This is a genomic window from Pseudoflavonifractor sp. BSD2780061688st1 E11, from assembly GCF_005844125.1.
Taxonomy (GTDB): domain Bacteria; phylum Bacillota; class Clostridia; order Lachnospirales; family Lachnospiraceae; genus Sellimonas; species Sellimonas catena.
In genome coordinates this window covers 123,189-148,363 of record NZ_SPHM01000003.1, presented here as the reverse complement: position 1 = coordinate 148,363, position 25,175 = coordinate 123,189, and the positions used below count along the sequence as shown (strand labels likewise).

General features: G+C 47.7%; 27 protein-coding genes, 1 tRNA gene and 1 pseudogene. 26 read left to right on the top strand and 3 right to left on the bottom strand.

The window, feature by feature from the left end; all coding sequences use genetic code 11:
- Window position 1: 1 nt before the first annotated feature.
- From FGQ85_RS02535 to FGQ85_RS02525, 3 genes are read left to right on the top strand one after another with little or no spacing between them, the layout of a single operon-like run.
- Window positions 2–439: a MarR family transcriptional regulator gene (locus FGQ85_RS02535; RefSeq protein WP_242960073.1), complete on the top strand. Its 438-nt coding sequence runs from the start codon at window positions 2–4 to the stop codon at window positions 437–439.
- Complete coding sequence (locus tag FGQ85_RS02530) at window positions 436–2,127, top strand: sugar-binding domain-containing protein (RefSeq protein WP_138372572.1); 1,692 nt, start codon at window positions 436–438, stop codon at window positions 2,125–2,127. The genes FGQ85_RS02535 and FGQ85_RS02530 overlap by 4 nt, the downstream gene beginning before the upstream one ends.
- Before the next feature lie 16 nt (window positions 2,128–2,143).
- Window positions 2,144–3,064 (top strand): ribokinase, encoded by a 921-nt coding sequence (locus FGQ85_RS02525; RefSeq protein ID WP_138372571.1) that lies wholly within the window; start codon window positions 2,144–2,146, stop codon window positions 3,062–3,064.
- A gap of 76 nt (window positions 3,065–3,140) precedes the next feature.
- Here FGQ85_RS02525 and FGQ85_RS02520 read toward each other — a convergent pair whose 3' ends face one another.
- Window positions 3,141–3,788, bottom strand: a complete 648-nt coding sequence (locus FGQ85_RS02520; RefSeq protein WP_138372585.1) for a sugar O-acetyltransferase — start codon at window positions 3,786–3,788, stop codon at window positions 3,141–3,143.
- A gap of 187 nt (window positions 3,789–3,975) precedes the next feature.
- On the opposite strand from FGQ85_RS02520, the gene FGQ85_RS02515 reads away from it, so the two are divergent.
- The 12 genes and pseudogenes from FGQ85_RS02515 to FGQ85_RS02460 all read left to right on the top strand — a co-directional run bounded on the left by FGQ85_RS02515 (window position 3,976) and on the right by FGQ85_RS02460 (window position 14,172).
- On the top strand, window positions 3,976–4,932 hold the full coding sequence (locus tag FGQ85_RS02515) for an ABC transporter ATP-binding protein (RefSeq protein WP_138372570.1): 957 nt from the start codon (window positions 3,976–3,978) through the stop codon (window positions 4,930–4,932).
- Window positions 4,916–5,782 carry an ABC transporter permease subunit gene (locus FGQ85_RS02510; RefSeq protein ID WP_138372569.1) on the top strand — a complete coding sequence of 289 codons (867 nt, stop codon included), beginning with the start codon at window positions 4,916–4,918 and terminating at the stop codon, window positions 5,780–5,782. Before FGQ85_RS02515 ends, FGQ85_RS02510 begins: the two co-directional genes overlap by 17 nt.
- A gap of 11 nt (window positions 5,783–5,793) precedes the next feature.
- On the top strand, window positions 5,794–7,176 hold the full coding sequence (locus FGQ85_RS02505; RefSeq protein WP_138372568.1) for a GldG family protein: 1,383 nt from the start codon (window positions 5,794–5,796) through the stop codon (window positions 7,174–7,176).
- Between the two features lie 11 nt (window positions 7,177–7,187).
- Window positions 7,188–7,826 (top strand): DUF4340 domain-containing protein, encoded by a 639-nt coding sequence (locus FGQ85_RS02500; protein WP_138372567.1) that lies wholly within the window; start codon window positions 7,188–7,190, stop codon window positions 7,824–7,826.
- Between the two features lie 120 nt (window positions 7,827–7,946).
- Window positions 7,947–8,267 (top strand): PadR family transcriptional regulator, encoded by a 321-nt coding sequence (locus FGQ85_RS02495; protein WP_087167159.1) that lies wholly within the window; start codon window positions 7,947–7,949, stop codon window positions 8,265–8,267.
- Complete coding sequence (locus FGQ85_RS02490) at window positions 8,260–9,015, top strand: DUF1700 domain-containing protein (protein ID WP_138372566.1); 756 nt, start codon at window positions 8,260–8,262, stop codon at window positions 9,013–9,015. The genes FGQ85_RS02495 and FGQ85_RS02490 overlap by 8 nt, the downstream gene beginning before the upstream one ends.
- Window positions 9,016–9,522, top strand: a complete 507-nt coding sequence (locus tag FGQ85_RS02485; protein WP_087167161.1) for a hypothetical protein — start codon at window positions 9,016–9,018, stop codon at window positions 9,520–9,522.
- 237 nt (window positions 9,523–9,759) lie between these two features.
- Window positions 9,760–11,400, top strand: a complete 1,641-nt coding sequence (locus tag FGQ85_RS02480; RefSeq protein WP_087167162.1) for a Na/Pi cotransporter family protein — start codon at window positions 9,760–9,762, stop codon at window positions 11,398–11,400.
- A 180-nt stretch (window positions 11,401–11,580) separates the two neighbouring features.
- Entirely contained in the window at window positions 11,581–12,204 is a 624-nt protein-coding gene (locus tag FGQ85_RS02475; RefSeq protein ID WP_138372565.1) for a PRD domain-containing protein, read from the top strand.
- Window positions 12,102–13,385 (top strand): annotated as a pseudogene (locus tag FGQ85_RS02470) (6-phospho-beta-glucosidase); the annotation flags it as partial. The gene FGQ85_RS02475 and the pseudogene FGQ85_RS02470, both read left to right, overlap by 103 nt.
- Window positions 13,386–13,613: 228 nt before the next feature.
- Window positions 13,614–13,877 (top strand): type II toxin-antitoxin system prevent-host-death family antitoxin, encoded by a 264-nt coding sequence (locus FGQ85_RS02465; RefSeq protein WP_087167165.1) that lies wholly within the window; start codon window positions 13,614–13,616, stop codon window positions 13,875–13,877.
- Window positions 13,870–14,172: a type II toxin-antitoxin system RelE/ParE family toxin gene (locus tag FGQ85_RS02460; protein WP_087167166.1), complete on the top strand. Its 303-nt coding sequence runs from the start codon at window positions 13,870–13,872 to the stop codon at window positions 14,170–14,172. Before FGQ85_RS02465 ends, FGQ85_RS02460 begins: the two co-directional genes overlap by 8 nt.
- Window positions 14,173–14,282: 110 nt before the next feature.
- On the opposite strand, the gene FGQ85_RS02455 is transcribed toward FGQ85_RS02460, so the two are convergent.
- Both FGQ85_RS02455 and FGQ85_RS02450 read right to left on the bottom strand, forming a co-directional pair.
- Window positions 14,283–14,366: transfer RNA gene (locus tag FGQ85_RS02455), tRNA-Leu, on the bottom strand.
- A 121-nt stretch (window positions 14,367–14,487) separates the two neighbouring features.
- Window positions 14,488–15,144: a YwaF family protein gene (locus FGQ85_RS02450; RefSeq protein WP_087167167.1), complete on the bottom strand. Its 657-nt coding sequence runs from the start codon at window positions 15,142–15,144 to the stop codon at window positions 14,488–14,490.
- A gap of 415 nt (window positions 15,145–15,559) precedes the next feature.
- Here FGQ85_RS02450 and FGQ85_RS18260 point away from each other — a divergent pair, with 415 nt between their 5' ends.
- The 11 genes from FGQ85_RS18260 to FGQ85_RS02400 all read left to right on the top strand — a co-directional run bounded on the left by FGQ85_RS18260 (window position 15,560) and on the right by FGQ85_RS02400 (window position 25,164).
- Window positions 15,560–15,703, top strand: a complete 144-nt coding sequence (locus FGQ85_RS18260) for a hypothetical protein (RefSeq protein WP_171027862.1) — start codon at window positions 15,560–15,562, stop codon at window positions 15,701–15,703.
- 173 nt (window positions 15,704–15,876) lie between these two features.
- Complete coding sequence (locus FGQ85_RS02445; protein WP_138372564.1) at window positions 15,877–16,854, top strand: beta-ketoacyl-ACP synthase III; 978 nt, start codon at window positions 15,877–15,879, stop codon at window positions 16,852–16,854.
- A gap of 80 nt (window positions 16,855–16,934) precedes the next feature.
- Complete coding sequence (acpP, locus tag FGQ85_RS02440; RefSeq protein WP_087167169.1) at window positions 16,935–17,153, top strand: acyl carrier protein; 219 nt, start codon at window positions 16,935–16,937, stop codon at window positions 17,151–17,153.
- A 97-nt stretch (window positions 17,154–17,250) separates the two neighbouring features.
- Entirely contained in the window at window positions 17,251–18,189 is a 939-nt protein-coding gene (fabK, locus tag FGQ85_RS02435; protein WP_138372563.1) for an enoyl-[acyl-carrier-protein] reductase FabK, read from the top strand.
- Window positions 18,182–19,102, top strand: a complete 921-nt coding sequence (fabD, locus tag FGQ85_RS02430) for an ACP S-malonyltransferase (RefSeq protein WP_138372562.1) — start codon at window positions 18,182–18,184, stop codon at window positions 19,100–19,102. The genes fabK and fabD overlap by 8 nt, the downstream gene beginning before the upstream one ends.
- Before the next feature lie 50 nt (window positions 19,103–19,152).
- Window positions 19,153–19,887: a 3-oxoacyl-[acyl-carrier-protein] reductase gene (gene fabG, locus FGQ85_RS02425; protein WP_138372561.1), complete on the top strand. Its 735-nt coding sequence runs from the start codon at window positions 19,153–19,155 to the stop codon at window positions 19,885–19,887.
- Between the two features lie 22 nt (window positions 19,888–19,909).
- Window positions 19,910–21,148 carry a beta-ketoacyl-ACP synthase II gene (fabF, locus tag FGQ85_RS02420; protein WP_138372560.1) on the top strand — a complete coding sequence of 413 codons (1,239 nt, stop codon included), beginning with the start codon at window positions 19,910–19,912 and terminating at the stop codon, window positions 21,146–21,148.
- Window positions 21,149–21,160: 12 nt separating this feature from the next.
- A complete protein-coding gene (gene accB, locus FGQ85_RS02415) occupies window positions 21,161–21,625 on the top strand; it encodes an acetyl-CoA carboxylase biotin carboxyl carrier protein (RefSeq protein ID WP_138372559.1) in 465 nt (154 codons plus the stop codon).
- 15 nt (window positions 21,626–21,640) lie between these two features.
- Window positions 21,641–22,069 (top strand): 3-hydroxyacyl-ACP dehydratase FabZ, encoded by a 429-nt coding sequence (gene fabZ, locus FGQ85_RS02410; protein WP_087167175.1) that lies wholly within the window; start codon window positions 21,641–21,643, stop codon window positions 22,067–22,069.
- 35 nt (window positions 22,070–22,104) lie between these two features.
- A complete protein-coding gene (locus tag FGQ85_RS02405) occupies window positions 22,105–23,439 on the top strand; it encodes an acetyl-CoA carboxylase biotin carboxylase subunit (protein WP_138372558.1) in 1,335 nt (444 codons plus the stop codon).
- A gap of 27 nt (window positions 23,440–23,466) precedes the next feature.
- Entirely contained in the window at window positions 23,467–25,164 is a 1,698-nt protein-coding gene (locus FGQ85_RS02400; RefSeq protein WP_347563035.1) for an acetyl-CoA carboxylase carboxyltransferase subunit alpha, read from the top strand.
- The last annotated feature ends 11 nt before the right edge of the window (window positions 25,165–25,175 follow it).

The window sequence follows — 25,175 nt, the reverse complement described above, 5'->3', positions numbered from 1 at the left end:
AATGGAAAAAAGTAAGATCAGAGAACTATGGTTTCAGATAAATGCTGCCAGGAGGGCAGCGCTTCGGCCGTATTTTCAGGAAATCGGCCTGAAAGTAGGGCAGGGACAGCCAAGAATTTTGAATTCTCTCAGAAAATATGGTACTATGACACAAAGAGAACTTGCAGACCGGTGTTTTGTGGATGTCACGACGATTTCCAGAACGGTGGACCGGCTTGTAAAAGCGGGGCTTCTGAGAAAGGAGATCGATCCGTCCTGCCGCAGATCCTGTCTGATCAGTCTGACCGAAGAGGGCAGGGAAAAGGCGGAGCAGGTGAAGGAGATTTTTGAAAAAGGGGATGAGATCTGGTGGGAAGCGTTTGACGAGGAAGAGCTGGAAACTTTTTACCGTCAGCTTCAGAAGATGGAAGAAAGTCTGAAAGGAGAACAGACAAAATGAAAACGCTTTATACAAGATGGGGAAAAGACCTGGATACGGAGCATGTCCTTTCAGAGTATCCAAGACCTCTGATGCGCCGAAAAAGCTATATTAACCTGAACGGATACTGGGATTACCGGATCTGCCGGGAATCCGGGAAGCGTCCGCCTGCCTCCTTCGAAGGAAAGATTCTTGTCCCGTTTTCGCCGGAGAGTGTTCTGTCCGGTGTGAAGCGGAGACTCCGCCCGGAGGAAACACTCTGGTATCACCGGACGTTTGAAAATCCGGCGCAGTCGGGAGAACGGATTCTGCTGCATTTTGGCGCAGTCGATCAGATGTGTGTCGTGTATATAAATGGAAGGCGCGCCGGCTGTCATAAAGGAGGATATCTTCCCTTTACCATTGATGTTACGCGGTATCTGAAAGAAGGGGAGAATGACCTCTGCGTCCGGGTACGCGATATATCGGACCAGAGCTGGCATGCGAAGGGCAAGCAGAAAATTCAAAAAGGCGGTATGTTCTATACGGCTCAGAGCGGAATCTGGCAGACAGTATGGATGGAGGCAGTGCCGCATAATTATATTGAAGAGATCAAGTGCCGGCCGTTTTATGACACCGGGGAAGTGGAGATTACCGTATTTGCCAATGTGGCAAAGAAGGCAAGGATTATTCTGGAGGGAAGAGTCTGTGAGGCCGGAACGAATGAACCTGTCCGGATCCGGTTAAGGGAAAAGCGGAGCTGGACACCGTGGGATCCATATCTGTATGAGTTTGAAGTACGGATGGGAAAAGACAAGGTGAAAAGCTACTTTGCGATGCGTTGCATCACGGTGGAAAAGGATCCGAAAGGCATTCCAAGGATCTGCCTGAACCACGAGATTCTGTTCCAGAGAGGACTTCTGGATCAGGGGTACTGGCCGGACGGGCTTTATACAGCGCCGTCCGATGAGGCGATGATTTTTGATATCAGTCAGGCGAAAAATCTCGGCTATAACATGCTCAGGAAGCACTGCAAAATCGAGCCACAGCGCTGGTACTATCACTGCGACCGTCTGGGAATGCTGGTGTGGCAGGATATGGTTAACGGAGGAGAAGCGTACCATCACTGGTATGTGACTTACGGGGCGACTGCCATGAGTATCTGGCACATTACGGTCACGGACAAGGTAAGACGGCTTCTGTCCAGAAAGAGTGAAAAAGGCCGGGCAGAGTTTGAACATGAGATGAGACAGACAGTACGCACACTCTATGGGCATCCGTCCATCGTCCTTTGGACGCTGTTTAACGAAGGATGGGGACAGTTTGATACAAAAAGGCTTACAAAGGAATTGAAACGTCTGGATCCGACCCGTCTGGTAGATGCGGCCAGCGGCTGGTTCGACCAGAGATGCGGGGATGTGCGGAGTACCCACAACTATTTCTTCCGGCTGAAAGTGAAGACGGAGAAAGAGCGGGCTTCCATTCTGTCGGAATTTGGAGGATTTTCCATGAGAGAAAAAGGGCACAGTGCGTGCCCGGCAATATACGGATACCGGATTTTCCCGGGGAAGAAGAGCCTGTGCCATGCCTATGAAAAAATCTGGAAAGAAGTCAGAAATCTGGAGCGAAAAGGGCTGTGCGCGGCTGTCTACACGCAGCTGTCGGATATTGAAGAAGAAGTAAACGGGCTGTGGACCTATGACAGGGAAGTATTAAAAATCAAGGATTAGAAGGAGGAACGGACCGATGAGAATCATCAACTTTGGATCGCTGAATCTGGATTATACCTACACGGTGGACCATATTGTGGAGCCGGGGGAGACACTGGATACAGCGGAGCGAAAGATTTTCTGCGGCGGTAAAGGGCTGAATCAGTCGATTGCCCTTGCAAGGGCAGGACTGGAAGTCCACCATGCCGGAATGATCGGAGAAGACGGAGAGATGCTGGTGGATCTTTGCAGGAAGGAAAATATTCATACGCATTATATATGGAAAGTTCCGGGACCATCGGGACATACGATCATTCAGGTGGATGAGAGCGGACAGAACTGCATTCTTCTGTATGGAGGAGCAAACCGGAAATTTACCAAAAATTATATCGATGAAGTGCTGGCGGATTTCAGCGAGGAGGATATCGTACTTGTGCAGAACGAGATCAATCTCGTAGATTATGTCATCGAAGCGGCCAGCAGAAAGAAGATGCGGATCATCCTGAATCCGTCCCCGTATAATGAGCAGCTTAAATTCTGTGATCTTGGCAAAGTAAACCTCTTCCTTGTCAATGAGATTGAAGGCGCGCAGATGACAGGAAAAGAAGAGCTGGGGGAAATTCTGGATACTTTGTCCGAACTGTATCCGAAGGCCGGGATTGTGATGACGCTTGGCGGAGACGGATGTGTGTATCAGGATGCATCGAGACGGTTTTTCCAGGACAGCTTCCATGTACCGGTGACCGATACGACCGGAGCAGGAGATACGTTTACCGGATATTTTATCGCCGGACTGGTATCCGGGATGGATGTAAGAGAATGCCTGATCGTGGCCTCCAGAGCGGCGGCCATTGCGGTCACAAGACCTGGAGCGGCTGCGTCGATCCCGACAAAACAGGAGGTCAGGGAAATTGATCTGGATTTTGAAAGACCACAGAAACATGAGACAGAAGAGTAGAAGAAAAGAGCTTTGCAACGCCCGGAGAAAGGGCCGCGCAAAGCTCTTTTTGTGCAATAGAAACAGTTTCTGAAGATCAGTCCTTGTCAGGTTTGGAAAGCACATCCGGGATCGGTACATCGATTTTCCGGTCACGGTAATAGTATTCCCGGTCGTGTTCTCCTACTTCACGCAGTACCCGGCATGGATTTCCTACAGCTACTACTCCGGCCGGGATGTCCTTTGTGACAATGCTGCCGGCTCCGATAACTGTATTGTCCCCGATGGTCACACCCGGAAGGATGACACATCCTGCGCCGATCCATACATTCTTTCCGATATGTACGTCCATGTTGTACTGCATCTCCAGATACCGGAGATTCGGTTCCACCGGATGACCTGCGGTCGCGATGGTGACATTCGGTCCGATCATGGTCTTGCTGCCGATATAAATATGTCCGTCGTCAACAAGAGTCAGATTGAAGTTGGCGTAGACATGATCTCCAAAATGGGTATGATATCCACCCCAGTTGGAACGAAGCGGAGGTTCGATATAGCATCCCTCGCCCAATTCGGCAAACATATCTTTGAGCATTCTGGCTCTCAGTTCCTGGTCGTGCGGTCTTGTCTGATTATAATCATACAGCTTTTCCAGACAGTCAAACTGTTTTTTCATAATTTCAGGGTCGGACGGAAGGTAAAGACGTCCTTCCTCCATTCTTTTTGCGGACTCCTGAGAGTCCATCTGTAAATCCTCTGCATATTCCATGCTGTGTTTCCTCCTCCTTTTTTCCGCTGCTATCCTCTACTATAGTATATTCCGGTGCCGGTGGCAAGGACGGTGTTTCTTTTTTTCATCACAGTTTTGGCACAGAATAGACACAATTTCCTGATAAGGTATTGCATAGACTAAAACAGAGGAGGGAAGCACATTGATCGAAGTCAACGGATTAGTGAAAAAATACGGCAGCCATACTGCTGTGGATCATCTGAACTTTCGAATAGAGAAGGGACATATCTATGGGCTGCTTGGGCCAAACGGAGCCGGAAAGTCCACAACCATGAATATCATGACCGGATATCTCGGAGCAACCGAAGGGGAAGTTCTGATCAACGGCCATGATATTTTAAAAGAGCCGGAACTGGCGAAAAAATCTGTCGGATATCTCCCGGAGATGCCGCCGCTTTATATGGACATGAAAGTGCAGGAGTATCTGATGTTCGCGGCGGAGCTGAAAAAGGTAAAAAAGGCGGACAGAAAGGCTGAAGTCAAAAAAATAATGAAGATGGTCAGGATTTATGATGTGAGAGAAAGGCTGATTAAGAATTTGTCCAAAGGATACCGCCAGAGAGTGGGTCTGGCGCAGGCAGTGCTTGGATTCCCTGAGACAATTATTCTGGATGAGCCGACAGTCGGTCTGGATCCGAAACAGATCATCGAAATCAGAGAGTTAATCAGGGAGCTTGCAAAAGATCATACGGTCATTTTAAGCTCCCATATTCTTGCGGAGATCCGGGAAGTGTGCGATTACATCATCATTATTTCCCAGGGGAAACTGGTGGCAAGTGATACGCCGGAAAACCTGGAAAAGAAATTTTCAGGGAATGCGCCGACCGAGATCGAGACAAGACTGCTTCCGGAAAAAACCGAAGAGATTCTCTCACGGATTCCGGGAATTCAGAAAGTCAGCTATCTGACGTCCGATCCTGGAATCACCAGGGCGGTCATTGAGACAAAAGAGGATGTTGACATCCGGGAGGAGATTTTCCGTGCCTTTGCAAGAGAAGACAGCGCGTTGATCTCCATGTACAGAAAACAGAACACACTGGAGGACATCTTCCTTCAGCTGACCCAGGAAGGAGGGCGTCCACATGCTGGCAATCTATAAGCGTGAGTTTAAATCGTATTTTTACTCCATGACGGGGAGTATTTTCATCGCCTTTCTGACCTTTATGACAGGCATCTACTTCATGGCATACAATTTAAACAGCGGATATCCGTATTTTTCCTATTCGCTGGAAGGGGTCATGTTTATTTTTCTTGTGGCGGTTCCGATTCTTACGATGCGAAGCTTTTCCGGGGAAAGGAGAAGCCGGACCGACCAGCTGCTGTTGACCTCCCCGGTAAGCGTGGGCAAGATGGTAATGGGAAAATATTTTGCCATGGTGACGGTATTTCTGATTCCTTGCGTACTGTTCTGTGCGTATCCGCTGATTATCAGTACACAGGGGACGGCATATTTTAAGAATGATTATACATCGATTCTTGTATTCTTCCTTCTTGGATGTGTATATATTGCCATCGGAAGTTTTATCTCAGCCATGACGGAGAGCCAGATTATTGCGGCCATCGGAACATTTGGTGTCCTGATGGTGATTTATCTGTGGGATGGACTGTTAAGCTTCCTTCCGTCTTCCGCATTTGGAGGGATGGCAGGAATCTGGATGATGCTGACCCTCTGCGTTTTGTTTGTTTACAATATGACCAAAAACGGTCTGCTGAGTGTCGGAATTGAAGGAATCGGTACGATTGTTCTTATTGTGATCTATGTTGTAGACTCTTCTTTATATGAAGGAATTCTTTCCACAATCTTTGAAAAGTTTGCGCTTGTTTCAACGTTTACGAGTGTCGCGGAAAATAATCTTCTGGACATCGGCGGGGTTGTGATGTATCTGACTCTGATCGGGGTGTTTTTATTCCTGACCGTTCAGTCAATACAGAAAAGAAGATTCAGTTAGGAGGGTAAGACATGAAGAAATTGCTGAAAAAATTCCGAAGTCTTCAGACCCGCTATGGATTTTACAGTGTGGGTATGATTGCGGTTGTCATCGTGATCGCAGTTGTCATCAATCTGATTGTCGGGCAGCTCCCTGAGAAATTCAGACAGGTTGATGTCAGCAATAAAAACATTTACGGAATTTCCAAGACATCCAGAAATCTTTTGAAAGATCTGGAATACGATATCAAGTTTACGGTATATGCAGACAAATCATCTACAGACGAGAGAATCAAAACATTCCTGGAACGATATACCGCACTGACTGACAAGATCAGTGTAGAATGGATCAATCCGGTGGATAATCCGCAGGCTCTTCAGGAGAATGAAGATGCACAGTCCAATTCCATTGTCGTTTCCTGCGAGGAGACCGGAAAATCCGCTACAGTTCTGTTTACGGATATTATTGTGCAGGACTACAGCTCCTACTATACGACAGGGTCTGCGTCTGATTCGGAGTTTGATGCGGACGGTCAGCTGACAAGTGCGATCAATCAGATTACAACGGATGTGTCGAAGAAAATCTACTATACAACCGGACACGGCGAGACGACATTATCCACTTCTCTGAGCGATGAACTGGAGAAATCCAGTGTGACAACGGAAGAACTGAATCTTCTGATGGTAGAAGAGATCCCTTCAGACTGCGACCTGATCCTGATCGATGCGCCGACGAGCGATATTTCCGAGCAGGAGGAAACGATGCTTCTGAATTATATGTCAGAAGGAGGAAAGGTCATCTATGTGATGGGTGATGCTTCCACGGAGACGCCGAATCTGAACGCGTTTATGGAACAGTACGGAATGACAAAAACGGACGGCTACATTGCGGATATGCAGCGGTGCTACCAGGGTAATTACTATTATATCTTCCCGGAAATCTCAGCATCGGGAGATCTGGGAGACGGTCTGGAAAGCGATATGGTACTGCTTGTAAATTCAGCCGGATTTACCGTACAGGAAGATTTAAGAGATACGCTTTCTGTGACACAGGTGATGACGACATCCTCAGAAGGATACGCAGTGACGGAAGAGGCACAGACACAGGGAGAATATACTCTCGCAGCTGTCGCGGAGGAAGATGACGCGAAGCTGACCGTGATTGCTTCGGAAAGCATGATCAATTCCCAGATTACGGAGTATTTTTCCAATCTGGATAATTCGAGACTCTTCCTCAATCTCGTTATGAACAATTTTGACGATGTTGAAAATCTTTCCATCAAGGCGAAGAGCCTGTCTGTAGAGTTGAACACCGTGCAGCATGCAGGTTCTATCAGTACAGCGCTGATCTTTGGTGTGCCGGCGGTTGTTCTGATCGGAGGATTTGTGATCTGGATGAAACGTAGAAAAGCATAGGGAGTGGACAGATGAAACAGAAAAAAGGACTTATCATACTTCTGGCAGTACTTCTTGTACTTTGTATTGTTTACTTTGCACTTAGAAGCTACAATCAGAGTCAGAAGGAAGCAGAACAGGCCAAAGCCGAAGCGGAGAAGATCCATGTGGTGGACATTGAAAATCCGGTGGAGATCACTTACTCTTCCGAAGACGGAAGCAGCGTATCTCTTGTAAAAGAAGACGATACCTGGCATCTGAAAGATGATACGGAGACGGCTCTTGTGCAGGATACCATTGAGAATATCGCGGATACAGTATCCGATGTACAGGCTGAGCGGCAGATTGAGGATCCGGATTCTCTGGAAAGCTATGGACTGGATTCCCCTGCTTATACCATTACCGTGACAGGAGAAGATGGCACAACAGAAACCATTTATATCGGAGACGGAGCAGACTCCGATTATTACATGACAACAGGGGACAAGGAAAATGTGTATACGGTATCCTCTTCCCTTCCGAATGTACTGGAGATGAACACGGATAATCTGAAAGAAGAAGAGGAGACAGAATCTACAGAGGATGATGCTTCTGCAGACGACAGTTCTTCGGATGACAGTACATCCGGAGAGGAAAGCACAGATACAGAGAGCGGTTCGGCCGCCGAATAGAAGACCGACCTTTGTCTAAGGTGAACAGCGGGCAGCAGCAGACTGCCCGCTATTAATTTTCATCCAGTACTTGACATAATCAAGTAGTGGGTATAGTATAATAACAGGAGGAGTGATGGAATGAATCCACAGTTTAAAAAAGGAGTTCTGGAGCTGATTGTTTTGGAATCAGTCCGGAACCGTGACATGTACGGATACGAACTGGTGACAGAAGTATCCAAGGTCATTGACGTAAATGAAGGGACCATTTACCCGCTCCTGAAACGATTGACAAACGAACATTATTTTGAAACCTATCTGCGTGAGTCCACAGAAGGACCGCCCAGAAAGTATTATCATTTGACTGCGGCAGGGATTCTCCACCGTGATCAGCTTGAGGCAGAATGGAATGAGTTTCAGGAACGGGTGTGCCGTTTCCTAAAGGAGGGAAAGCATGAATAAAGAAGGGTTTTTAAAAGAATTAAGAGATCATTTAAGAGTGCTGGATGAAAGGGAACAGGAAGATATTATTGATGAGTATGCGCAGCACATTGATCTGAAGATGAAAAGCGGGCTCAGCGAAGAAGAGGCGATCAGCGATTTTGGTAATATCGCAGAGCTGGCAGCCGAAATTCTGGAGGCATATCACGTGGATCCGAAATTTGAAAAAAAGACAAAGGGGATCGTGATCCGTACTCCGGACATGGAAAAAGTTTCTGAGGGGAGCAGAAAACTGGCGGGAAAGGCGGCTGCGTTTTTCGGGAAAATTCTGGAAAAGATCCGGAAAATGAAAGATACAATAGCCGGAAAATGGAGAGCTTTTTCCGGAAAATCCAAACAGAGGACGGAAGGCAGCGAAGAGAAAGAAGGCAGACAGGAGAAAAAGAGCCTGTGGAGGAAAAGTACAGAGATTCCGGTCTGGAGTACGTCCAGGCGTCTGTTTCACAATTGCTGCGTTCTGATCTGGAATCTGAGCTGGATACTTGTTACCTGCTTTCTGATGGGAATGGCGGCTGTCAGTCTGTTTGCTTTTGGAGCCCTGCTGACTCTGGTGTTTTCCGGATATCCGCTTCTTGGGGCGGAGATTTTCTGCTTTGGAGCAGCAGCTTCAGGGGCATCCCTCGGACTTCTGACATTCGGACTTCGAAAAAAGTACAGAAAAAAACCGGAGGGTGAGAGGAAGGCAGAACAGACAGGGGAGGTGTTATAGATGAAGCAGTATCGGAAATTACTTGCCGGAATATTTGCGGGCGGGGTACTGATCAGCGGAATCGGTGCAGGAATCGGATGCGTGGAATTCTTTTCTCTGGACTATGCAGGGGAGAGAACTGTCGGGGAGACGGAGATGACAGTGATGGAAGGAGAGATGAGCTTTACGCCGCCATCTGACGGAGGTACAGTGGATGTATATATGGATTACGGACAGCCGTATCTGAATCTTGTCTGGGATGACTCCGTACCGGAAAACACACTGCACTACAGTATTGAGTACAACAAAAAGCGGGTTGCGCCGGAAGCGTGGCAGGAGGATGCCGAAACACTCGGATTTTATTTCCCGTATATCAATTATGATGAAGTGCGGGATGTGATGGAGTTCAGGGACATCATTCTGGATGATCTGAAAGAACATAAGATTGGAAGCTACAGGCAGAAGGATATTGAGTCCATCGATCTGTACCTGAACCCGAAAGACCGGGAGGAAATTGAAATATGGTAAAACAAGGCCGGAAAGAGTTTTTCCGGTCTTTACTTTTTGAATTTTTTCTCTGGAAGCAGGTTCATGGGAAAGAAAATGTAAAATTCAGGTAAAATCTACGTAAAATCATGTTAATTTTTCGTATAACCTATTGCGTATTTTCGCGGTTTCTAGTAAATATATAAATGGAATGTTAAAAATAAGTTAGCATTTTGTAAAATTGAGAGGAAAATTCAACTTTTATGGAGGAAAAGAGAAATGAAGTTGACAGACTTTTTTGGCCTGCTTGGAGGACTCGCTTTGTTCCTTTACGGAATGCAGATGATGAGTTCCGGGCTTGAGGCAGCCGCCGGAAACAAGATGAAACGAATCCTGGAAAGGCTGACAGCCAACCGCTTTCTGGGCGTCCTGGTAGGAGCGGGAGTGACAGCCGTGATCCAGTCGTCATCGGCAACCACGGTTATGGTAGTAGGATTTGTAAATTCGGGCATGATGACACTGAGACAGGCTGTATGGATCATCATGGGTGCAAATATCGGTACGACAATTACAGGACAGCTGATTGCGCTTGATATTGGGGCGATTGCTCCGCTGATCGCTTTTCTTGGAGTGGCTTTGATTCTTTTCATTAAAAGTCCGAAGGTACATAATTACGGTCTGATTGTAGCAGGACTTGGTGTACTCTTCCTTGGTATGGAGATGATGAGCTCATCCATGATGCCGCTTCGTGATTCGGAGGCTTTTGTAAGCCTTATGACAAAATTCTCAAATCCGGTGCTTGGTATTCTGGCCGGAGCGGTGTTTACGGCGATTATTCAGTCTTCTTCCGCGTCTGTTGGTATTCTGCAGGCATTGGCATCAAACGGTCTGATCGGACTTCCGAGCGCGGTGTTTGTTCTTTTTGGACAGAATATCGGTACCTGTATTACGGCGGTGCTTGCATCCATAGGGACAAGCCGGAACGCAAAGCGTACGACGATCATCCATCTGACATTTAACATCATCGGAACGATCATTTTTACAACTGTCTGTATTCTGACGCCGCTTACGTCTCTGGTGGAAAGCTGGACGCCGACCAATGTGGCGGGGCAGATTGCCAACATGCATACGTTGTTTAATATTGTCACCACCATTCTTCTGATTCCGTTTGGAAACTATCTGGCATCCTTTGCCGAGAAGGTTCTTCCGGATAAGAAAGAAGAGAAAGTGGAAGGGATGCATCTGGAATACATCCGCCCGGTTGATACGAAGAGGGAAAACCATATCGGTACTTCCGCAATCGCTTTGACAGGAGTTCAGAAAGAAGTAGAACGGATGCTTCAGATGACAAAGGAAAACGTGCACTTGAGTTTTGATGCGGTGCTGGATGGTTCCACCGCCCTCCTTGCGCAGGTAGATGAAAAAGAAGAGTACATCGACTTCCTCAATAAAGAGATCTGCAAATATATTTCCAAGACGATTGTCAATGAGACAAACCAGAAAGATGCCAGATACATGAGTGCTCTGTTCAAAGTATGCGGTAATCTGGAGAGAATTGGAGACCATGCGACAAATCTGTGTGAGTACACACAGATGATGGAAGAAAAGGGCATTGTATTTTCCAGTACCGAGATGGAGGAGATCCGCCAGATGAAGAAAGCAAGTCTTGATGCGCTTGAGATTTTAAGCGATGTCAAGAAGGGAGACACAGAGATCGTGAAGAGGATCGAAGAGGCGGAACAGAGGATAGACGACATGACAGAAAGCTTCCGCCAGGGACAGATCGACCGGATGCAGCAGGGAAAACAGGATGAAGAGGTCAGTATTCTGTATTCCGAGATGCTTACGGATTTTGAACGGATCGGAGATCATATTCTGAATATCGGACAGGAAATGGGACTTGGAAAAGTCGGAGCGTAAAAAGGTGCATAAAACTTTTATTCATAATTGATAAAAACAAGGTTGGATGCTATACTGGCCTTGTATAAAAGGATTGTTACTGGTAAAGCAGGCTATACCGATTGTACACATTTGAGTTAAAATGTGGGAGCGGTATAGCCTATTTTTTGTGCATTTTATGTAGGAGGGCGGATCGTAAGAATGCAGGTTGATAAAGTGATTAACAACAATCTGATCAGATCCCATGATGAAAAAGGACAGGAAGTCCTTGTAATGGGGTGCGGAATCGGCTTTAAGAAAAAGCCGGGAGAGTATATTGATGACGGAAAAGTGGAAAAAGTTTATGTGCTTCAGAAGGAGGAAAGACAGCACATGGAGGAACTGTTTTCTTCCATGCCCCTTGAATGTATCCAGGCAACCAACGAGATCGTGGAGTATGCGACGATTTCCCTTGGAAAGCAGCTCAGCAATTATCTGTATCTGAATCTCTGTGACCACATCCATTTCGCGATTCAGCGGTCGAAAGGCGGGATTCCGATTCAGAATGCCCTGCTTACGGAGATTAAACGGTTTTACAATCACGAATATCAGATCGGGATGGAATCGTTGAACATCATTGAGCGGAAAACAGGAGTACTTCTTCCGGAGGATGAGGCGGGATTTATCGCCATGCATCTGGTCAATGCGTCGATGGACTTTCACGATATGGGCCACACGCAGGAGATGATGAAGATTACCCGGCTCTGGAAGGAATTGATTTCTACCATCATTATAAAGAAGATATCGCCATGTTCGCGGAAATGGGATTTAAGACATTCCGTATGAGCATCGGATGGTCCAGAATTTTCCCAAAGGGAGATGAAGCGGAGGCGAACGAGGCGGGCCTTGCCTTTTACGAGGACGTATTCCGGGAATGTAAGAAATACGGAATTGAGCCTCTTGTGACGATCACCCATTTTGACTGTCCGATGCATCTGATCCGGGAGTACGGCGGATGGAAGAACAGACGGCTGATCGAGCTTTACAAAAAGCTTGTGACCGTGCTCTTTACCCGGTACAAGGGTCTCGTTAAATACTGGATCACCTTCAATGAAATCAATATGATTCTCCATCTTCCTTTTATGGGAGCGGGACTTCAGTTTGAGGAAGGGGAAGATCAGGAACAAGCGAAATATATCAGCGCCCATCATGAACTGGTGGCTAGTGCCTGGGCGACAAAGATTGCACATGAGATTGATCCGGAAAACAAGGTGGGCTGTATGATGGCGGCAGGAAACTATTACCCGTACAGCTGCAGGCCGGAAGATGTCTGGGCGGCTCTCGGAAAAGACCGGGAAAACATGCTCTTTATCGATGTGCAGGCCAGAGGATATTATCCGAACTACGCAAAGAAGCTCTTTGAGAAGAAGAACATCGACCTTGGCATGACAGCGGAAGATGAAGAGATTCTGCGGGAACATACCGTGGACTTCATCAGTTTCAGCTATTATTCTTCCAGGTGCATTACAACACAGGAAAACGTAGGCGAGACCATCGGAAATGCCTTCAAAGGGACAAAGAATCCGTATCTTCCATCCTCTCAGTGGGGCTGGCAGATCGACCCTCTTGGACTGCGTACGACGATGAATACACTTTACGACCGCTACCAGAAACCACTTTTTATCGTAGAAAACGGACTCGGCGCGAAGGATGAGCTGATTCCGGACGGCAAAGGGTCCTGGACGGTGGATGACGACTATCGGATCGAGTATCTGAAGGCCCACATCGAGGCATTCAAGGCGGCCGTGGAAGAAGACGGCGTGGAACTGCTTGGCTATACGACCTGGGGCTGTATCGATCTGGTCAGCGCATCAACCGGGGAGATGAGCAAGCGCTACGGCTTCATCTATGTAGACCGGAAAGATGATGGAAGCGGCACTCTTGCACGTTACCGGAAAAAGAGCTTTTACTGGTATAAACAGGTGATCGAGTCCAATGGAGAAAATCTGGAGCCGCTGAAAGCGTAAAAGAAAGTAAACAACATAGAACGAAACAACACCGGCCCGGAGACGGCAGTGCGGATATGCCCTGCGTCTTCGGGTCTTTTTTCCTGGAACGGGCGATGAGGGGAGAAGCGACCTGATTCCGCTGAGGGATTCTAATTTTATACGAATTCAGAAGCAGGCGAATAATTGAGTGTACCTTTCGACATAATTATGCTATAATCATGTTAAAGGAAGAAAGGAGCTGATATTATGCCAGTTATTATGCCAATTAAAGATCTCCGCAATACAAGTGAGATATCGGATATTGCTCATAAGATACAGGAACCGATTTTTATTACCAAAAACGGATACAGTGATCTGGTCGTAATGAGCAGTGAATTATATGATAAATTTGCAAAAAGCAACCGGATCGATCAGGCAATCTATGAATCCGAAAAAGAAATGGAAGAAGGCGGCGCTTCTATTGATCTCGATGAAGCATTTGAGAAACTGAATAGAAAATATTATGGATAAATATAAAGTCAGATTAAACCAACAGGCATTTCGAGAAATTGATGATATTTTTTCCTACATTGCTTTGGAAAAGTTATCACCGGAAAATGCGAAAGGACAGACAGACCGAATTTGGGCGGCATTAAAGAAATTAGAAACTTTCCCGCAGTCGCATCAAGAACGGAGCGAAGGAAGATACGCCGGAAAAGGATACCGGCAATTACTGATAGATAATTATATTGCCATCTTCAAAATTGATGAATCAAGTAAAACCGTCTATGTTGTGACCGTACAGTATCAGGGACGGAATGTATAAGGAAGAGCCAGAGTAATGAAAAGACTTTGGCTCTACTTCTGTATATAAACTTTTGTAAAGAATATAAAAAAGAGATAGCTGACAACCAACTATCTCTTCTTTGTTATCAATGCGGATAGCAGGACTTGAACCTGTACCCCCTCGCGAGGACTAGAACCTGAATCTAGCGCGTCTGCCTATTCCGCCATATCCGCCTGACAAAAGATACTATATCATATAATTGTTCTTTTTGCAAATACTTTTTGAAAAAATTTAAAAATTTTTTTGGTAGGCGGTTTTCTACTGCATTTTGGGCATCCTGGATGCCGCTGCCGGTTATTTTTTCCTGTTCCGCACAAGAAAGAGATGCTGCCAGAACAGATGCAGAAGAAACGCGCCGAAAACAATAACGGCAAGATAGCAGAGGATCCGGACCGGATTTGGAAATCCGCGGGTCAGATCCGAAATGATGACCTGGGACATCTGATAGTACGGACTAATATAGAACATATCGATGTCGTGCGTCCGTCCGATTGTAAGATTGATGACCGTGGCAGCACTACAGAGAACCGCAAACAGGATGACAGAGGAGGAAAAGCCATGCCAGGTATGATCGCTGATGGCGGAAAGACCGCAGAAGATCCCCACGGCAATCAGGAGCAGATGCCACAGATAGGAATGGCACGTGAGCGCAGGAAGCGGGTAGTGCATTCCGCTCGTATCGAGAAAGGCTCCGATTCCGCTAAGAAGAGAAAAGTCCATTAAAAAGGTAAGAAAGATCCGGCGGAGGCGGGAAGCATGGACAACAGGAAGAAGCAAAAGCAGATACATCGGAACGGAGCAGAGCTGAAATGGAAAGTACCACCAGTTGTAGCTTCCGCCGCCGAGAACGAAAGTCAGAGTCCACTGTTTCCAGATCTCGCTTGCCGCCATCACAAGCCCTGTATAAAAAAGAAAGCGTTCCGAACGGTCCAAAGACCGGAGACCTCTCATACAACATTCCTCCTCCCGTTTTCGTATGAATTCATACTGAAATAGTATAAGAATATTTTACCACAATATACAAAAAGAAGAGCAGGTGAAAAAATGGTTGACAGAAAAGATATAAGTATTATAATGAGGGTGCCTGATCAAAGAAGGATACGATAAAATAAAACAGGATCATCTGAGGATACGCGGCCGCAGCTGCGGGATCAGAGAAGATGTCGGGTGCGCCCGGTTATTTGTAAGAGATAACCGGGCGCACTTTTTTTATTTAACAGGAATCTTCGTTCCCTGTTAAATAAAAACGCTCCGCGGGATGCGCACTCGCGCAAAGCAGAAATTTGTTGCTAAAGCGACCGCGCTCGGCGCGAGAGTTCCGCAGGCGGAACTCTTTATTCTAACAGGAAAGTGAGGACGAAATCATATGGAACAGTTACATAAAATCAAATTGCTGGAAGACCGTCTTAACCGGCTGGAATCAAACGACAGGGACAATTTTTACATCTGCCGCAAGATCAAACGCAGAATTGCAAGACTTCGAGAGGAAATAAAAGGGGAAGGCGCTTAAAAGCAGCGGTTCTTTGATCAGGCACAGTCAGAAAAAAGCGGGCTGTCCGCAAAGGGAAAACAGAGGGCAGACAGGGGAGTAATGTAAAAACAGGGTTGACAACCGGGCATTCGTGTAATATAGTTTGATTATCAAAGTATTTTAAGTTCAAAATAAAAGTTTGGAGAAAACATATGATAGGAAAAATATGCGGGACGGGATCTTATATCCCGCCTAAAATTTTGAGCAATAATGACCTGTCTGAGATGGTTGAGACGAATGACGAGTGGATCCGTGAACGGACCGGCGTGAGAAACCGCCACATCGCAGAGCATGAGACCGCCTCTTTCATGGCGGCGGAGGCGGCAAAGAGGGCACTGGAAAACGCCGGGGTCTCTCCGGAGGAGATCGATCTGATTCTTGTCGCATCTTCTTCGCCAGACGTAATCTTCCCGAGCGTAGCCTGTGAGGTGCAAAAAGAGATCCAGGCGGTGAATGCGGCGGGATATGACATGCAGGCAGCCTGCACGGGATTTGTCTTCGCATACCAGAGCGCGCAGGCCTACATTGCGGCAGGATTTTACAAGACGATTCTGGCTATTGGAACTGAGACGCTGTCTTCTATGGTGGACTGGACTGACCGGGGCACCTGCATCCTGTTCGGTGACGGCGCAGGCGCGGCAGTGATCCGGGCAGCGGAAGGAACAGCATATCTTCCGGCAGCACATTCCGATGGATGCAGGGGAGACGCACTTGTCTGCAGGAGCAGATTTTCATCGGAGTTTGTGGAAGCGTTTAAGAAGACCGGAGAGACACCGAAGGATACTTACATCAGTATGGACGGAAGAGGCGTATTCCAGTTTGCAGTCAAGAGTGTTCCGCAGATTGTGACGGAGGTGCTTGACAAGGCAGGGCTTGGAACGGAGGATATCGACTGGTTCATCCTTCATCAGGCCAACAAAAGGATTGTGGAATCTGTTGCAAAACGCCTGAAGACAGACATCGGGAAATTTCCGATGAATCTGCAGGAGTACGGCAACACCTCATCCGCGAGCATTCCGATTCTCCTCGATGAGATGAACCGGGACGGACGGCTTGAAAAAGGGCAGAAAATCGTGATTGCAGGATTTGGAGCAGGACTATCCTGGGGAGCATCCATTCTGGAATGGTAATACAGGTAATTACCGGCAAAGGCCGGATTACAATAGAAAACATGAAAAAAGAAAATGAAAAGTAAAAGGAGACTACCACTATGTTAGAAAAAGTAAAAGAAATCGTAGCAGAAAATCTTGGAGCAGACATCAATACACTGACAGAGGAGACATCTTTCAAAGATGATCTTGGAGCAGATTCTCTGGACCTGTTTGAAATGGTAATGGCACTGGAAGAAGAATACGGAAAAGAGATTCCTACAGAAGATCTGGAGCAGCTTACAACGATCGGTGAAGTAGTAGATTACTTAAGCAAATAATAACGCATCTTTACTGCCATCCGGTCAGGTGCCTTTTTGGCGAAGGCCGGGTGGCAGAAACATATTGCTGGAAAACAGATAAGGAAGGGATATTGGGATGAAGACAGAAATTACAGAGATCCTGGGTATTGAATATCCGATCATTCAGGGCGGAATGGCCTGGGTGGCAGAACATAAACTTGCAGCGGCTGTATCCAATGCAGGCGGACTTGGACTGATCGGTGCGGCAAGCGCTCCGGCAGACTGGGTAAGAGATCAGGTTAGAAAAGCAAAAGAGCTGACTGACAAACCGTTTGGAGTGAACATCATGCTGATGAGCCCGTATGCCGACGACGTGGCAAAAGTCATCGTGGAAGAGGGCGTCAAAGTCGTGACAACCGGTGCCGGAAGCCCGGAAAAATACATGAAAATGTGGAAGGAAGCAGGCGTAAAGGTCATCCCGGTTGTAGCAAGCGTGGCTCTGGCAAAGAGAATGGAGCGCTGCGGAGCAGATGCCATCGTGGCAGAGGGAACAGAAGCAGGCGGACACATCGGTGAAAATACAACGATGGTTCTCGTGCCGCAGGTGGTTGACGCAGTCAACATTCCGGTCATCGCAGCAGGAGGAATTGCAGACGGACGCGGCATGGCAGCGACATTTATGCTTGGCGCAAGAGGAATGCAGCTTGGAACCGGATTTGTTGTTACAAAAGAATCCCAGGTTCATGAAAATTATAAAAACAGCATTATCAAGGCAAAAGACATTGATTCCCGTGTAACCGGACGTTCCACAGGACACCCGGTACGTGTACTCAGAAACCAGATGGCAAAAGAGTACATCAAAAAAGAACAGGAAGGCGCGACATTTGAGGAACTGGAACAGATGACGCTGGGCGGCTTGAGAAGAGCAGTCGTAGACGGAGACGTCGTAACAGGAAGCGTGATGGCAGGACAGAGCGCGGCGATGTTCAAAGAAGTGCTGACCTGTAAAGAGTTTATCGAGAAGCTGGTAAGCGAGACAGATGCACTTATCAAAGGAGCGGGATTCTATGAGTAAGATAGCATTTATCTACCCTGGACAGGGAGCCCAGAAAGCAGGAATGGGCAAGGATTTTTATGAAAACAGCGAAAGCGCAAGAGCCGTATTTGACAGAGCATCCGAAATTCTGGATCTCGACATGAAGGAACTGTGCTTCGAGGAGAACGACAGACTGGATCTGACAGAGTACACGCAGGCGGCGCTTGTGACAACCTGTCTTGCCATGACAAAAGTGGTAAGCGAACACGGCATCCGGCCGGACGTCACAGCAGGATTAAGCCTTGGCGAATACTGTGCCATTGCCGTTGCAGGCGGTATGTCCGAGGAAGACGCAATCCGCACAGTGCGTAAAAGAGGAATTTTGATGCAGAATACAGTGCCGGCAGGTGAGGGAGCCATGGCGGCAGTTCTTGGAATGGAAGCATCAGCCATCGAAGAAGTGATTGAGGACATCGAAGGCGTAACGATCGCAAACTACAACTGTCCGGGACAGATTGTAATTACCGGAGTGACTGCCGGTGTGGAAGACGCATCGGAAAAGCTGAAAGCGGCAGGGGCAAAACGTGTTGTAATGCTCAATGTCAGCGGACCGTTCCACTCACCGCTTCTGAAAAGTGCAGGAGAAGAGCTGTTAAAAGAACTGGAAAACGTAGAAATCCACAAGCTTGAGATTCCGTATGTGACCAATGTGACAGCGGAATATATACAAAACGAAGAAGAGATCAAAGGCCTTCTGGGACAGCAGGTATCCTCATCTGTAAGATGGGAGCAGAGCATCCGGAAGATGATCGAGGAAGGTGTAGACACTTTCGTGGAAATCGGACCGGGAAAAACACTGGCCGGATTTATGAGAAAGATCAGCCGTGACGTTGCCATGTACAATATCGGAACATGGGAAGACGTGGAAAAAGTAGCAGAAGCGCTGAAATAAGATCAGATCCGAAGCGGTCTGAAATTTGATATACGTAAGGAGTATAGAGTATGACAGAGCAGAAAGTAGCAGTAGTGACAGGAGCATCAAGAGGCATTGGAAAGGCGATCGCGATGGAGCTTGCAAGAAGAGGGGCACTTGTGATTGTCAACTACAACGGCTCCAGAGAAAAAGCGGAAGAGGTGAAGGCACAGATCGAGGTGGAGGGAAATAAAGCCGAGATCAGACAGTGCAACGTAGCCGATTTTAAAGCCTGCGAGGAAATGTTCCAGGAGATTATCAGCGCCTACGGGCGGGTAGACATTCTGGTAAACAATGCAGGAATCACAAGAGACGGACTTCTGATGAAGATGAGCGAAGAGGATTTTGATGCTGTTGTAGACACGAACTTAAAGGGAGCGTTTAACTGTATCCGGTTTGCTTCCAGACAGATGCTCAAGCAGAGAAGCGGACGCATCATCAGCCTTTCCTCTGTCGTAGGGGTGTATGGAAATGCGGGACAGGCAAACTATGCTGCATCCAAGGCGGGAATCATCGGACTTACGAAAGCATGCGCAAAAGAGCTTGCTTCCCGCCACATCACGGTCAATGCCATCGCGCCGGGATTTATTGAGACAGAAATGACGGAAGTATTGTCGGAGAAAGTGAAAGAAACAGCGAAAGCGCAGATTCCGTTCGGTACATTCGGACAGCCGGAAGACATCGCAAAGACAGCGGCGTTTCTGGCATCGGATGACGCACGGTATATCACCGGACAGGTCATCTGTGTAGACGGCGGAATGTAAAAAGCGAAGAAGGAGACGAAATATGAAGAGAAGAGTAGTTGTAACAGGACTGGGAGCGATCACTCCGATCGGAAACAGCGTACCGGAATTCTGGGAAGGAGTCAAAGCGGGAAAAGTCGGAATCGGAGAGATTACGAAGTTTGACACTTCTGATTATAAAGTGAAGATTGCGGCCGAGGTTAAGGATTTCGAGCCGAAAAACTATATGGATTTTAAAGCGGCAAAGAGAATGGAAACATTTTCGCAGTATGCGGTGGCCGCTGCGCTGGAAGCATGTAAAGATGCGACCATCGATATGGAACAGGAAGATCCGTTCCGTGTCGGAGTCATTGTAGGGTCCGGAATCGGAAGCCTGCAGACTGTAGAAAGAGAATATACAAAGATTGTGGAAAAAGGACCAAACAGGGTACACCCGCTGATGGTGCCTCTGATGATCTCCAACATGGCGGCAGGGAATGTCTCCATTCAGCTTGGTGCAAGAGGAAAATGTACAAACGTTGTGACAGCATGTGCATCCGGAACCCATTGTATCGGAGATGCATTCCGTGCCATTCAGTACGGGGATGCGGAAGTGATGTTTGCAGGCGGTACGGAAAGCGCCATCTGTCCGACAGGTGTGGCAGGATTTACTGCTCTGACCGCACTGACCACATCCAATGATCCGATGCGGGCATCCATTCCGTTTGACAAGGACAGAAGCGGATTCGTTCTCGGTGAGGGAGCCGGTATTGTTGTTCTGGAAGAGCTGGAGCACGCAAAAGCAAGGGGGGCAAAGATTTACGCAGAAGTGGTAGGATACGGTGCGACAGGCGATGCTTACCACATCACTTCCCCGATTGAAGACGGAAGCGGTGCGGCACGTGCCATGACAGATGCCATGAAAGAGGCAGGCGTAAAACCGGAGGATATAACTTATATCAACGCACACGGAACAAGTACACACCACAACGATCTGTTTGAGACAATCGCCATCAAATCCGCGCTCGGAGATGCGGCAAAAGATGTGGTTGTCAACTCTACCAAGTCCATGATCGGACATCTGCTCGGAGCAGCAGGCGGAGTGGAGTTCGTAACGATCGTAAAATCCGTGGAAGAAGGATTTATCCACCAGACAGTGGGAACAGAAAATGTCGATGAAGAATGTGACTTAAACTATGCAGTCGGTGCGCCGGTTGAGAAGGAAATCCGCTATGCCATGAGTAATTCTCTTGGATTTGGCGGACACAATGCGACCCTTCTGATCAAAAAATACGAAGAATAGGAGAGTGTAGACATGGAGCTGGAACAGCTTTTAAAACTGATTAACACGGTTTCGGATTCAAAGCTTACAGAGTTCAAATATGAGACAGAGAGTGTCTGTATCAAAATGGGAAAAGAAAGCAGTGTCAAGGTTGTTGCGGCTGACGCGCAGACGACAGCCCCGGCTGCGGTACAGGGAGCAGTGATTACCGCACAGGAAACGAAAGCGGCGATCGAAGCTTCTGAAGAACCGGATGTGCAGAAAGGCAAGATTGTAACATCCCCGCTTGTCGGAACTTTCTATGCGGCACCGTCCGAGGATGCAGATCCGTATGTGAAGGTGGGCGACACGGTGAAGAAGGGGCAGGTCCTTGCCATCGTGGAAGCTATGAAACTGATGAATGAAATCGAAAGTGAATATGACGGAACAGTGGAGGAAATTCTTGTGGAAAACGCACAGGGCGTAGAATATGGACAGCCTCTGTTCCGGATCAGATAATTGAGGTGAAACAGGATGAAACATCTGGGAATTAAAGAGATCGAAGCAATTCTGCCGCACCGCCACCCGTTTCTTCTGGTAGATTATATCGAAGATTACGAACCGGGCGAATTCGCGACAGGTTATAAATGTGTGACATTCCGGGAGGATTTCTTCCGGGGACATTTTCCGCAGGAACCGGTAATGCCGGGTGTTCTGACTGTAGAGGCGCTGGCGCAGGTCGGAGCGGTTGCGATCCTGAGCAAAGAAGAAAACAAAGGAAAGATCGCATACTTTGGCGGAATCAACAAATGTAAATTTAAAGGAAAAATTGTTCCGGGAGACAAAGTCAAACTGGAAACAAGGATCATCAAACAGAAAGGACCGGTTGGTGTCGGGGAAGCGATCGCAAGTGTGGACGGTAAAGTTGTTGTGAGCGCAGAACTGACCTTCATGGTCGGCTAGATGAGAAAAAGATAAAAACGAGGTCGGAGGCAGATATGATTAAGAAGGTTTTGATTGCAAACAGGGGTGAAATTGCGGTACGGATTATCCGTGCGTGCCGTGAGATGGGAATCGAAACGGTTGCGGTATATTCGGAAGCAGACAGGGAAGCACTGCACACACAGCTTGCGGACGAGGCGGTCTGCATCGGGCCGGCTCCTTCTTCGGAGAGTTATCTGAGCATGGACAAGATCTTAAGCGCGACGATGATTACCGGAGCGGATGCAATTCATCCGGGATTCGGATTTTTGTCCGAGAACAGCAGGTTTGCAGAGCTTTGTGAAAAATGCAATATTACATTTATCGGACCGAAAGCGGAAGTAATAGAGAAACTCGGAAACAAGGCCGAGGCAAGAAATACGATGATATCTGCCGGAGTTCCGGTCATTCCGGGAAGTACGGAGCCGGTCTTCGATGAAGGAAAAGGCGCCGAAGAGGCAGACCGGATCGGGTATCCGGTTATCGTGAAAGCGGCGCTTGGCGGAGGCGGAAAAGGCATGCGTGTAGCGAAGACTCCGGAGGAGTTTTCCAAGGCATTTACGACAGCCCAGAAAGAAGCAAAGGCAGCCTTCGGCGATGACATGATGTATATCGAGCATTTTGTGGAACATCCGCGTCATATTGAGTTCCAGATTCTGGCGGACCACTATGGCAATGTCATCCATCTGGGAGAGAGGGACTGCTCCATTCAGAGAAATCATCAGAAGATGATCGAAGAGTCTCCGTCTCTTGCATTGAGCGAGGAGCTTCGTCAGAAGATGGGAGAAGCAGCTGTAAAGGCAGCGAAAGCGGCCAATTATGAAAATGCCGGAACTATCGAGTTCTTACTTGAAAAGAACGGTAGCTTCTATTTTATGGAGATGAATACAAGAATTCAGGTAGAACATCCGGTAACCGAGTGGGTAACCGGAATTGACCTGGTAAAAGAGCAGATCCGCATTGCTTCCGGGGATCATTTAAAGATCAGCCAGGAGGACGTCAAACTGACCGGACATGCGATTGAGTGCCGTATCAATGCGGAAAACCCGGCAAAGAACTTCCGCCCGTCACCGGGAACCATCACGGATATCTACCTTCCAGGAGGAAAGGGAGTGCGGATCGATTCCGCAATCTACAGCGGCTATACAGTGCCGCCGTACTATGACTCCATGCTGGCAAAACTGATTGTCCATGCAAAGTCAAGACCGGAAGCAATCAGCAAAATGAGAAGTGCCCTCGGGGAGGTTATCATCGAAGGAATCGATACAAATATTGACTATCTGTACGAACTGATCAACCATCCGGATTATCAGAGCGGAAATATTGATATTGAGTTTATCGAGCGTTTGTAGGAGTGAAAAGACATGAAATTATCCAATATGTTTAAAAAAACAGAACGAAAAAACTACATAACGATTCATACTTCAGATAAAAAGGGAAAACCGGAGGTGCCGGAAGGTCTGCTGAAAAAGTGTAATGCGTGCAAGGCGGCGATTGTGACAGAGGATGTCAAGAACAATTATTATATCTGCCCGAAGTGCCACAATTACTTCCGGGTACATGCCAGAAGAAGAGTGGAGATGATCGCGGACGAAGGGACGTTTGAAGAGTGGGATCACGGCCTGAATGCGGGCAATCCGTTAAGCTTTCCGGGATATGAGGAGAAGGTGAAGGCTCTCCAGGAGAAGACAAATCTTGATGAGGCCGTCATGACCGGGAAAGCGCAGATCAATGGAAATGAAGTGGTGCTTGGCATCTGTGACGGACGCTTCATGATGGCAAGTATGGGATGGGCAGTCGGAGAGAAGATCGCCCGTGCTGTAGAGCGGGCTACCGAAGAAAAACTTCCGGTGATCATTTTTGCCTGCTCAGGCGGAGCAAGAATGCAGGAAGGCATTGTCTCCCTGATGCAGATGGCAAAGACATCTGCGGCTCTGAAAAAGCACAGTGATGCCGGGCTTCTCTATATTTCGGTCCTGACTAATCCGACAACCGGCGGAGTAACGGCAAGTTTTGCCATGCTTGGCGATGTCATTCTGGCAGAGCCGAACGCATTGATCGGTTTTGCCGGACCGCGTGTCATTGAGCAGACGATCGGACAGAAGCTGCCGGAAGGATTCCAGAAATCGGAATTTCTGCTGGAGCACGGTTTCATCGACCAGATTGTAGAGCGGGAAGAGATGAAGGAAGTGCTTGCATCTATTCTTAGCATGCATAAAATCGAAGAGAACGGGGAAGAATGGCGGCAGGAATGCTGTCAGAACGAAGGAGAGGAACAACGTGCTCCATATAAAGGGCTGACCTCCTGGGAGCGGGTTCAGATCTCCAGAAGAAAAGACCGCCCGGTAGGAAGTGACTATATTCACACCTTGTTTACCGACTTTATTGAATTGCACGGTGACAGGTATTTCAAAGATGACAAGGCGATTATCGGAGGAATCGCAAGATTCCACGGAATGCCGGTCACAGTCATTGCGCAGGAACGGGGCACAACGACAAAAGAAAATATTCTCCGGAATTTCGGAATGCCTTCCCCGGACGGATACCGAAAGGCGCTGCGTCTGATGAAGCAGGCGGAGAAATTCCACCGCCCGGTCATCTGTTTTGTTGATACACCGGGAGCGTTCTGCGGAATTGAAGCAGAAGAAAGAGGACAGGGAGAGGCAATTGCGAGAAATATCTATGAGATGTCCGGCTTGAAAACACCGGTTGTATCCATCGTGATCGGAGAGGGAGAAAGCGGAGGAGCGCTTGCCATCGCGACCGCGGATGAAGTGTGGATGCTGGAAAATTCGATCTACTCGATCCTCTCTCCGGAAGGCTTTGCATCCATTCTCTGGAAAGACAGCAAACGGGCAAAAGAGGCGGCGGGGGTCATGAAGCTGACGGCAAACCATTTAAAGAGCATGGAGATTGTCGAGCAGGTGATTCCGGAGCCGGATAATTTCACTTCCGCAAATCTGGAGGAAGTGGCAGACAGACTGGACAGAAGTCTGAAGAAATTTATTTGTGAGTACATGGAGATGGATGCAGATGCTCTGGTTGAAAAACGTTACCGGAGATTCCGTCGGATGTAGGAAAGGAACGA

Coding starts and splice junctions, on each gene's coding strand:
- FGQ85_RS02510 (WP_138372569.1), top strand. CDS start 4,916: ATGCTGGCAATCTATAAGCGTGAGTTTAAATCGTATTTTTACTCCATG.
- FGQ85_RS02465 (WP_087167165.1), top strand. CDS start 13,614: ATGCCAGTTATTATGCCAATTAAAGATCTCCGCAATACAAGTGAGATA.
- FGQ85_RS02480 (WP_087167162.1), top strand. CDS start 9,760: ATGAAGTTGACAGACTTTTTTGGCCTGCTTGGAGGACTCGCTTTGTTC.
- fabD (WP_138372562.1), top strand. CDS start 18,182: ATGAGTAAGATAGCATTTATCTACCCTGGACAGGGAGCCCAGAAAGCA.
- fabG (WP_138372561.1), top strand. CDS start 19,153: ATGACAGAGCAGAAAGTAGCAGTAGTGACAGGAGCATCAAGAGGCATT.
- acpP (WP_087167169.1), top strand. CDS start 16,935: ATGTTAGAAAAAGTAAAAGAAATCGTAGCAGAAAATCTTGGAGCAGAC.
- FGQ85_RS02505 (WP_138372568.1), top strand. CDS start 5,794: ATGAAGAAATTGCTGAAAAAATTCCGAAGTCTTCAGACCCGCTATGGA.
- fabZ (WP_087167175.1), top strand. CDS start 21,641: ATGAAACATCTGGGAATTAAAGAGATCGAAGCAATTCTGCCGCACCGC.
- FGQ85_RS02535 (WP_242960073.1), top strand. CDS start 2: ATGGAAAAAAGTAAGATCAGAGAACTATGGTTTCAGATAAATGCTGCC.
- FGQ85_RS02520 (WP_138372585.1), bottom strand. CDS start 3,788: ATGGACTCTCAGGAGTCCGCAAAAAGAATGGAGGAAGGACGTCTTTAC.
- FGQ85_RS02405 (WP_138372558.1), top strand. CDS start 22,105: ATGATTAAGAAGGTTTTGATTGCAAACAGGGGTGAAATTGCGGTACGG.
- FGQ85_RS18260 (WP_171027862.1), top strand. CDS start 15,560: ATGGAACAGTTACATAAAATCAAATTGCTGGAAGACCGTCTTAACCGG.
- FGQ85_RS02500 (WP_138372567.1), top strand. CDS start 7,188: ATGAAACAGAAAAAAGGACTTATCATACTTCTGGCAGTACTTCTTGTA.
- FGQ85_RS02450 (WP_087167167.1), bottom strand. CDS start 15,144: ATGAGAGGTCTCCGGTCTTTGGACCGTTCGGAACGCTTTCTTTTTTAT.
- FGQ85_RS02495 (WP_087167159.1), top strand. CDS start 7,947: ATGAATCCACAGTTTAAAAAAGGAGTTCTGGAGCTGATTGTTTTGGAA.
- FGQ85_RS02485 (WP_087167161.1), top strand. CDS start 9,016: ATGAAGCAGTATCGGAAATTACTTGCCGGAATATTTGCGGGCGGGGTA.
- fabK (WP_138372563.1), top strand. CDS start 17,251: ATGAAGACAGAAATTACAGAGATCCTGGGTATTGAATATCCGATCATT.
- FGQ85_RS02490 (WP_138372566.1), top strand. CDS start 8,260: ATGAATAAAGAAGGGTTTTTAAAAGAATTAAGAGATCATTTAAGAGTG.
- accB (WP_138372559.1), top strand. CDS start 21,161: ATGGAGCTGGAACAGCTTTTAAAACTGATTAACACGGTTTCGGATTCA.
- FGQ85_RS02475 (WP_138372565.1), top strand. CDS start 11,581: ATGCAGGTTGATAAAGTGATTAACAACAATCTGATCAGATCCCATGAT.
- FGQ85_RS02530 (WP_138372572.1), top strand. CDS start 436: ATGAAAACGCTTTATACAAGATGGGGAAAAGACCTGGATACGGAGCAT.
- FGQ85_RS02525 (WP_138372571.1), top strand. CDS start 2,144: ATGAGAATCATCAACTTTGGATCGCTGAATCTGGATTATACCTACACG.
- FGQ85_RS02400 (WP_347563035.1), top strand. CDS start 23,467: ATGTTTAAAAAAACAGAACGAAAAAACTACATAACGATTCATACTTCA.
- fabF (WP_138372560.1), top strand. CDS start 19,910: ATGAAGAGAAGAGTAGTTGTAACAGGACTGGGAGCGATCACTCCGATC.
- FGQ85_RS02445 (WP_138372564.1), top strand. CDS start 15,877: ATGATAGGAAAAATATGCGGGACGGGATCTTATATCCCGCCTAAAATT.
- FGQ85_RS02460 (WP_087167166.1), top strand. CDS start 13,870: ATGGATAAATATAAAGTCAGATTAAACCAACAGGCATTTCGAGAAATT.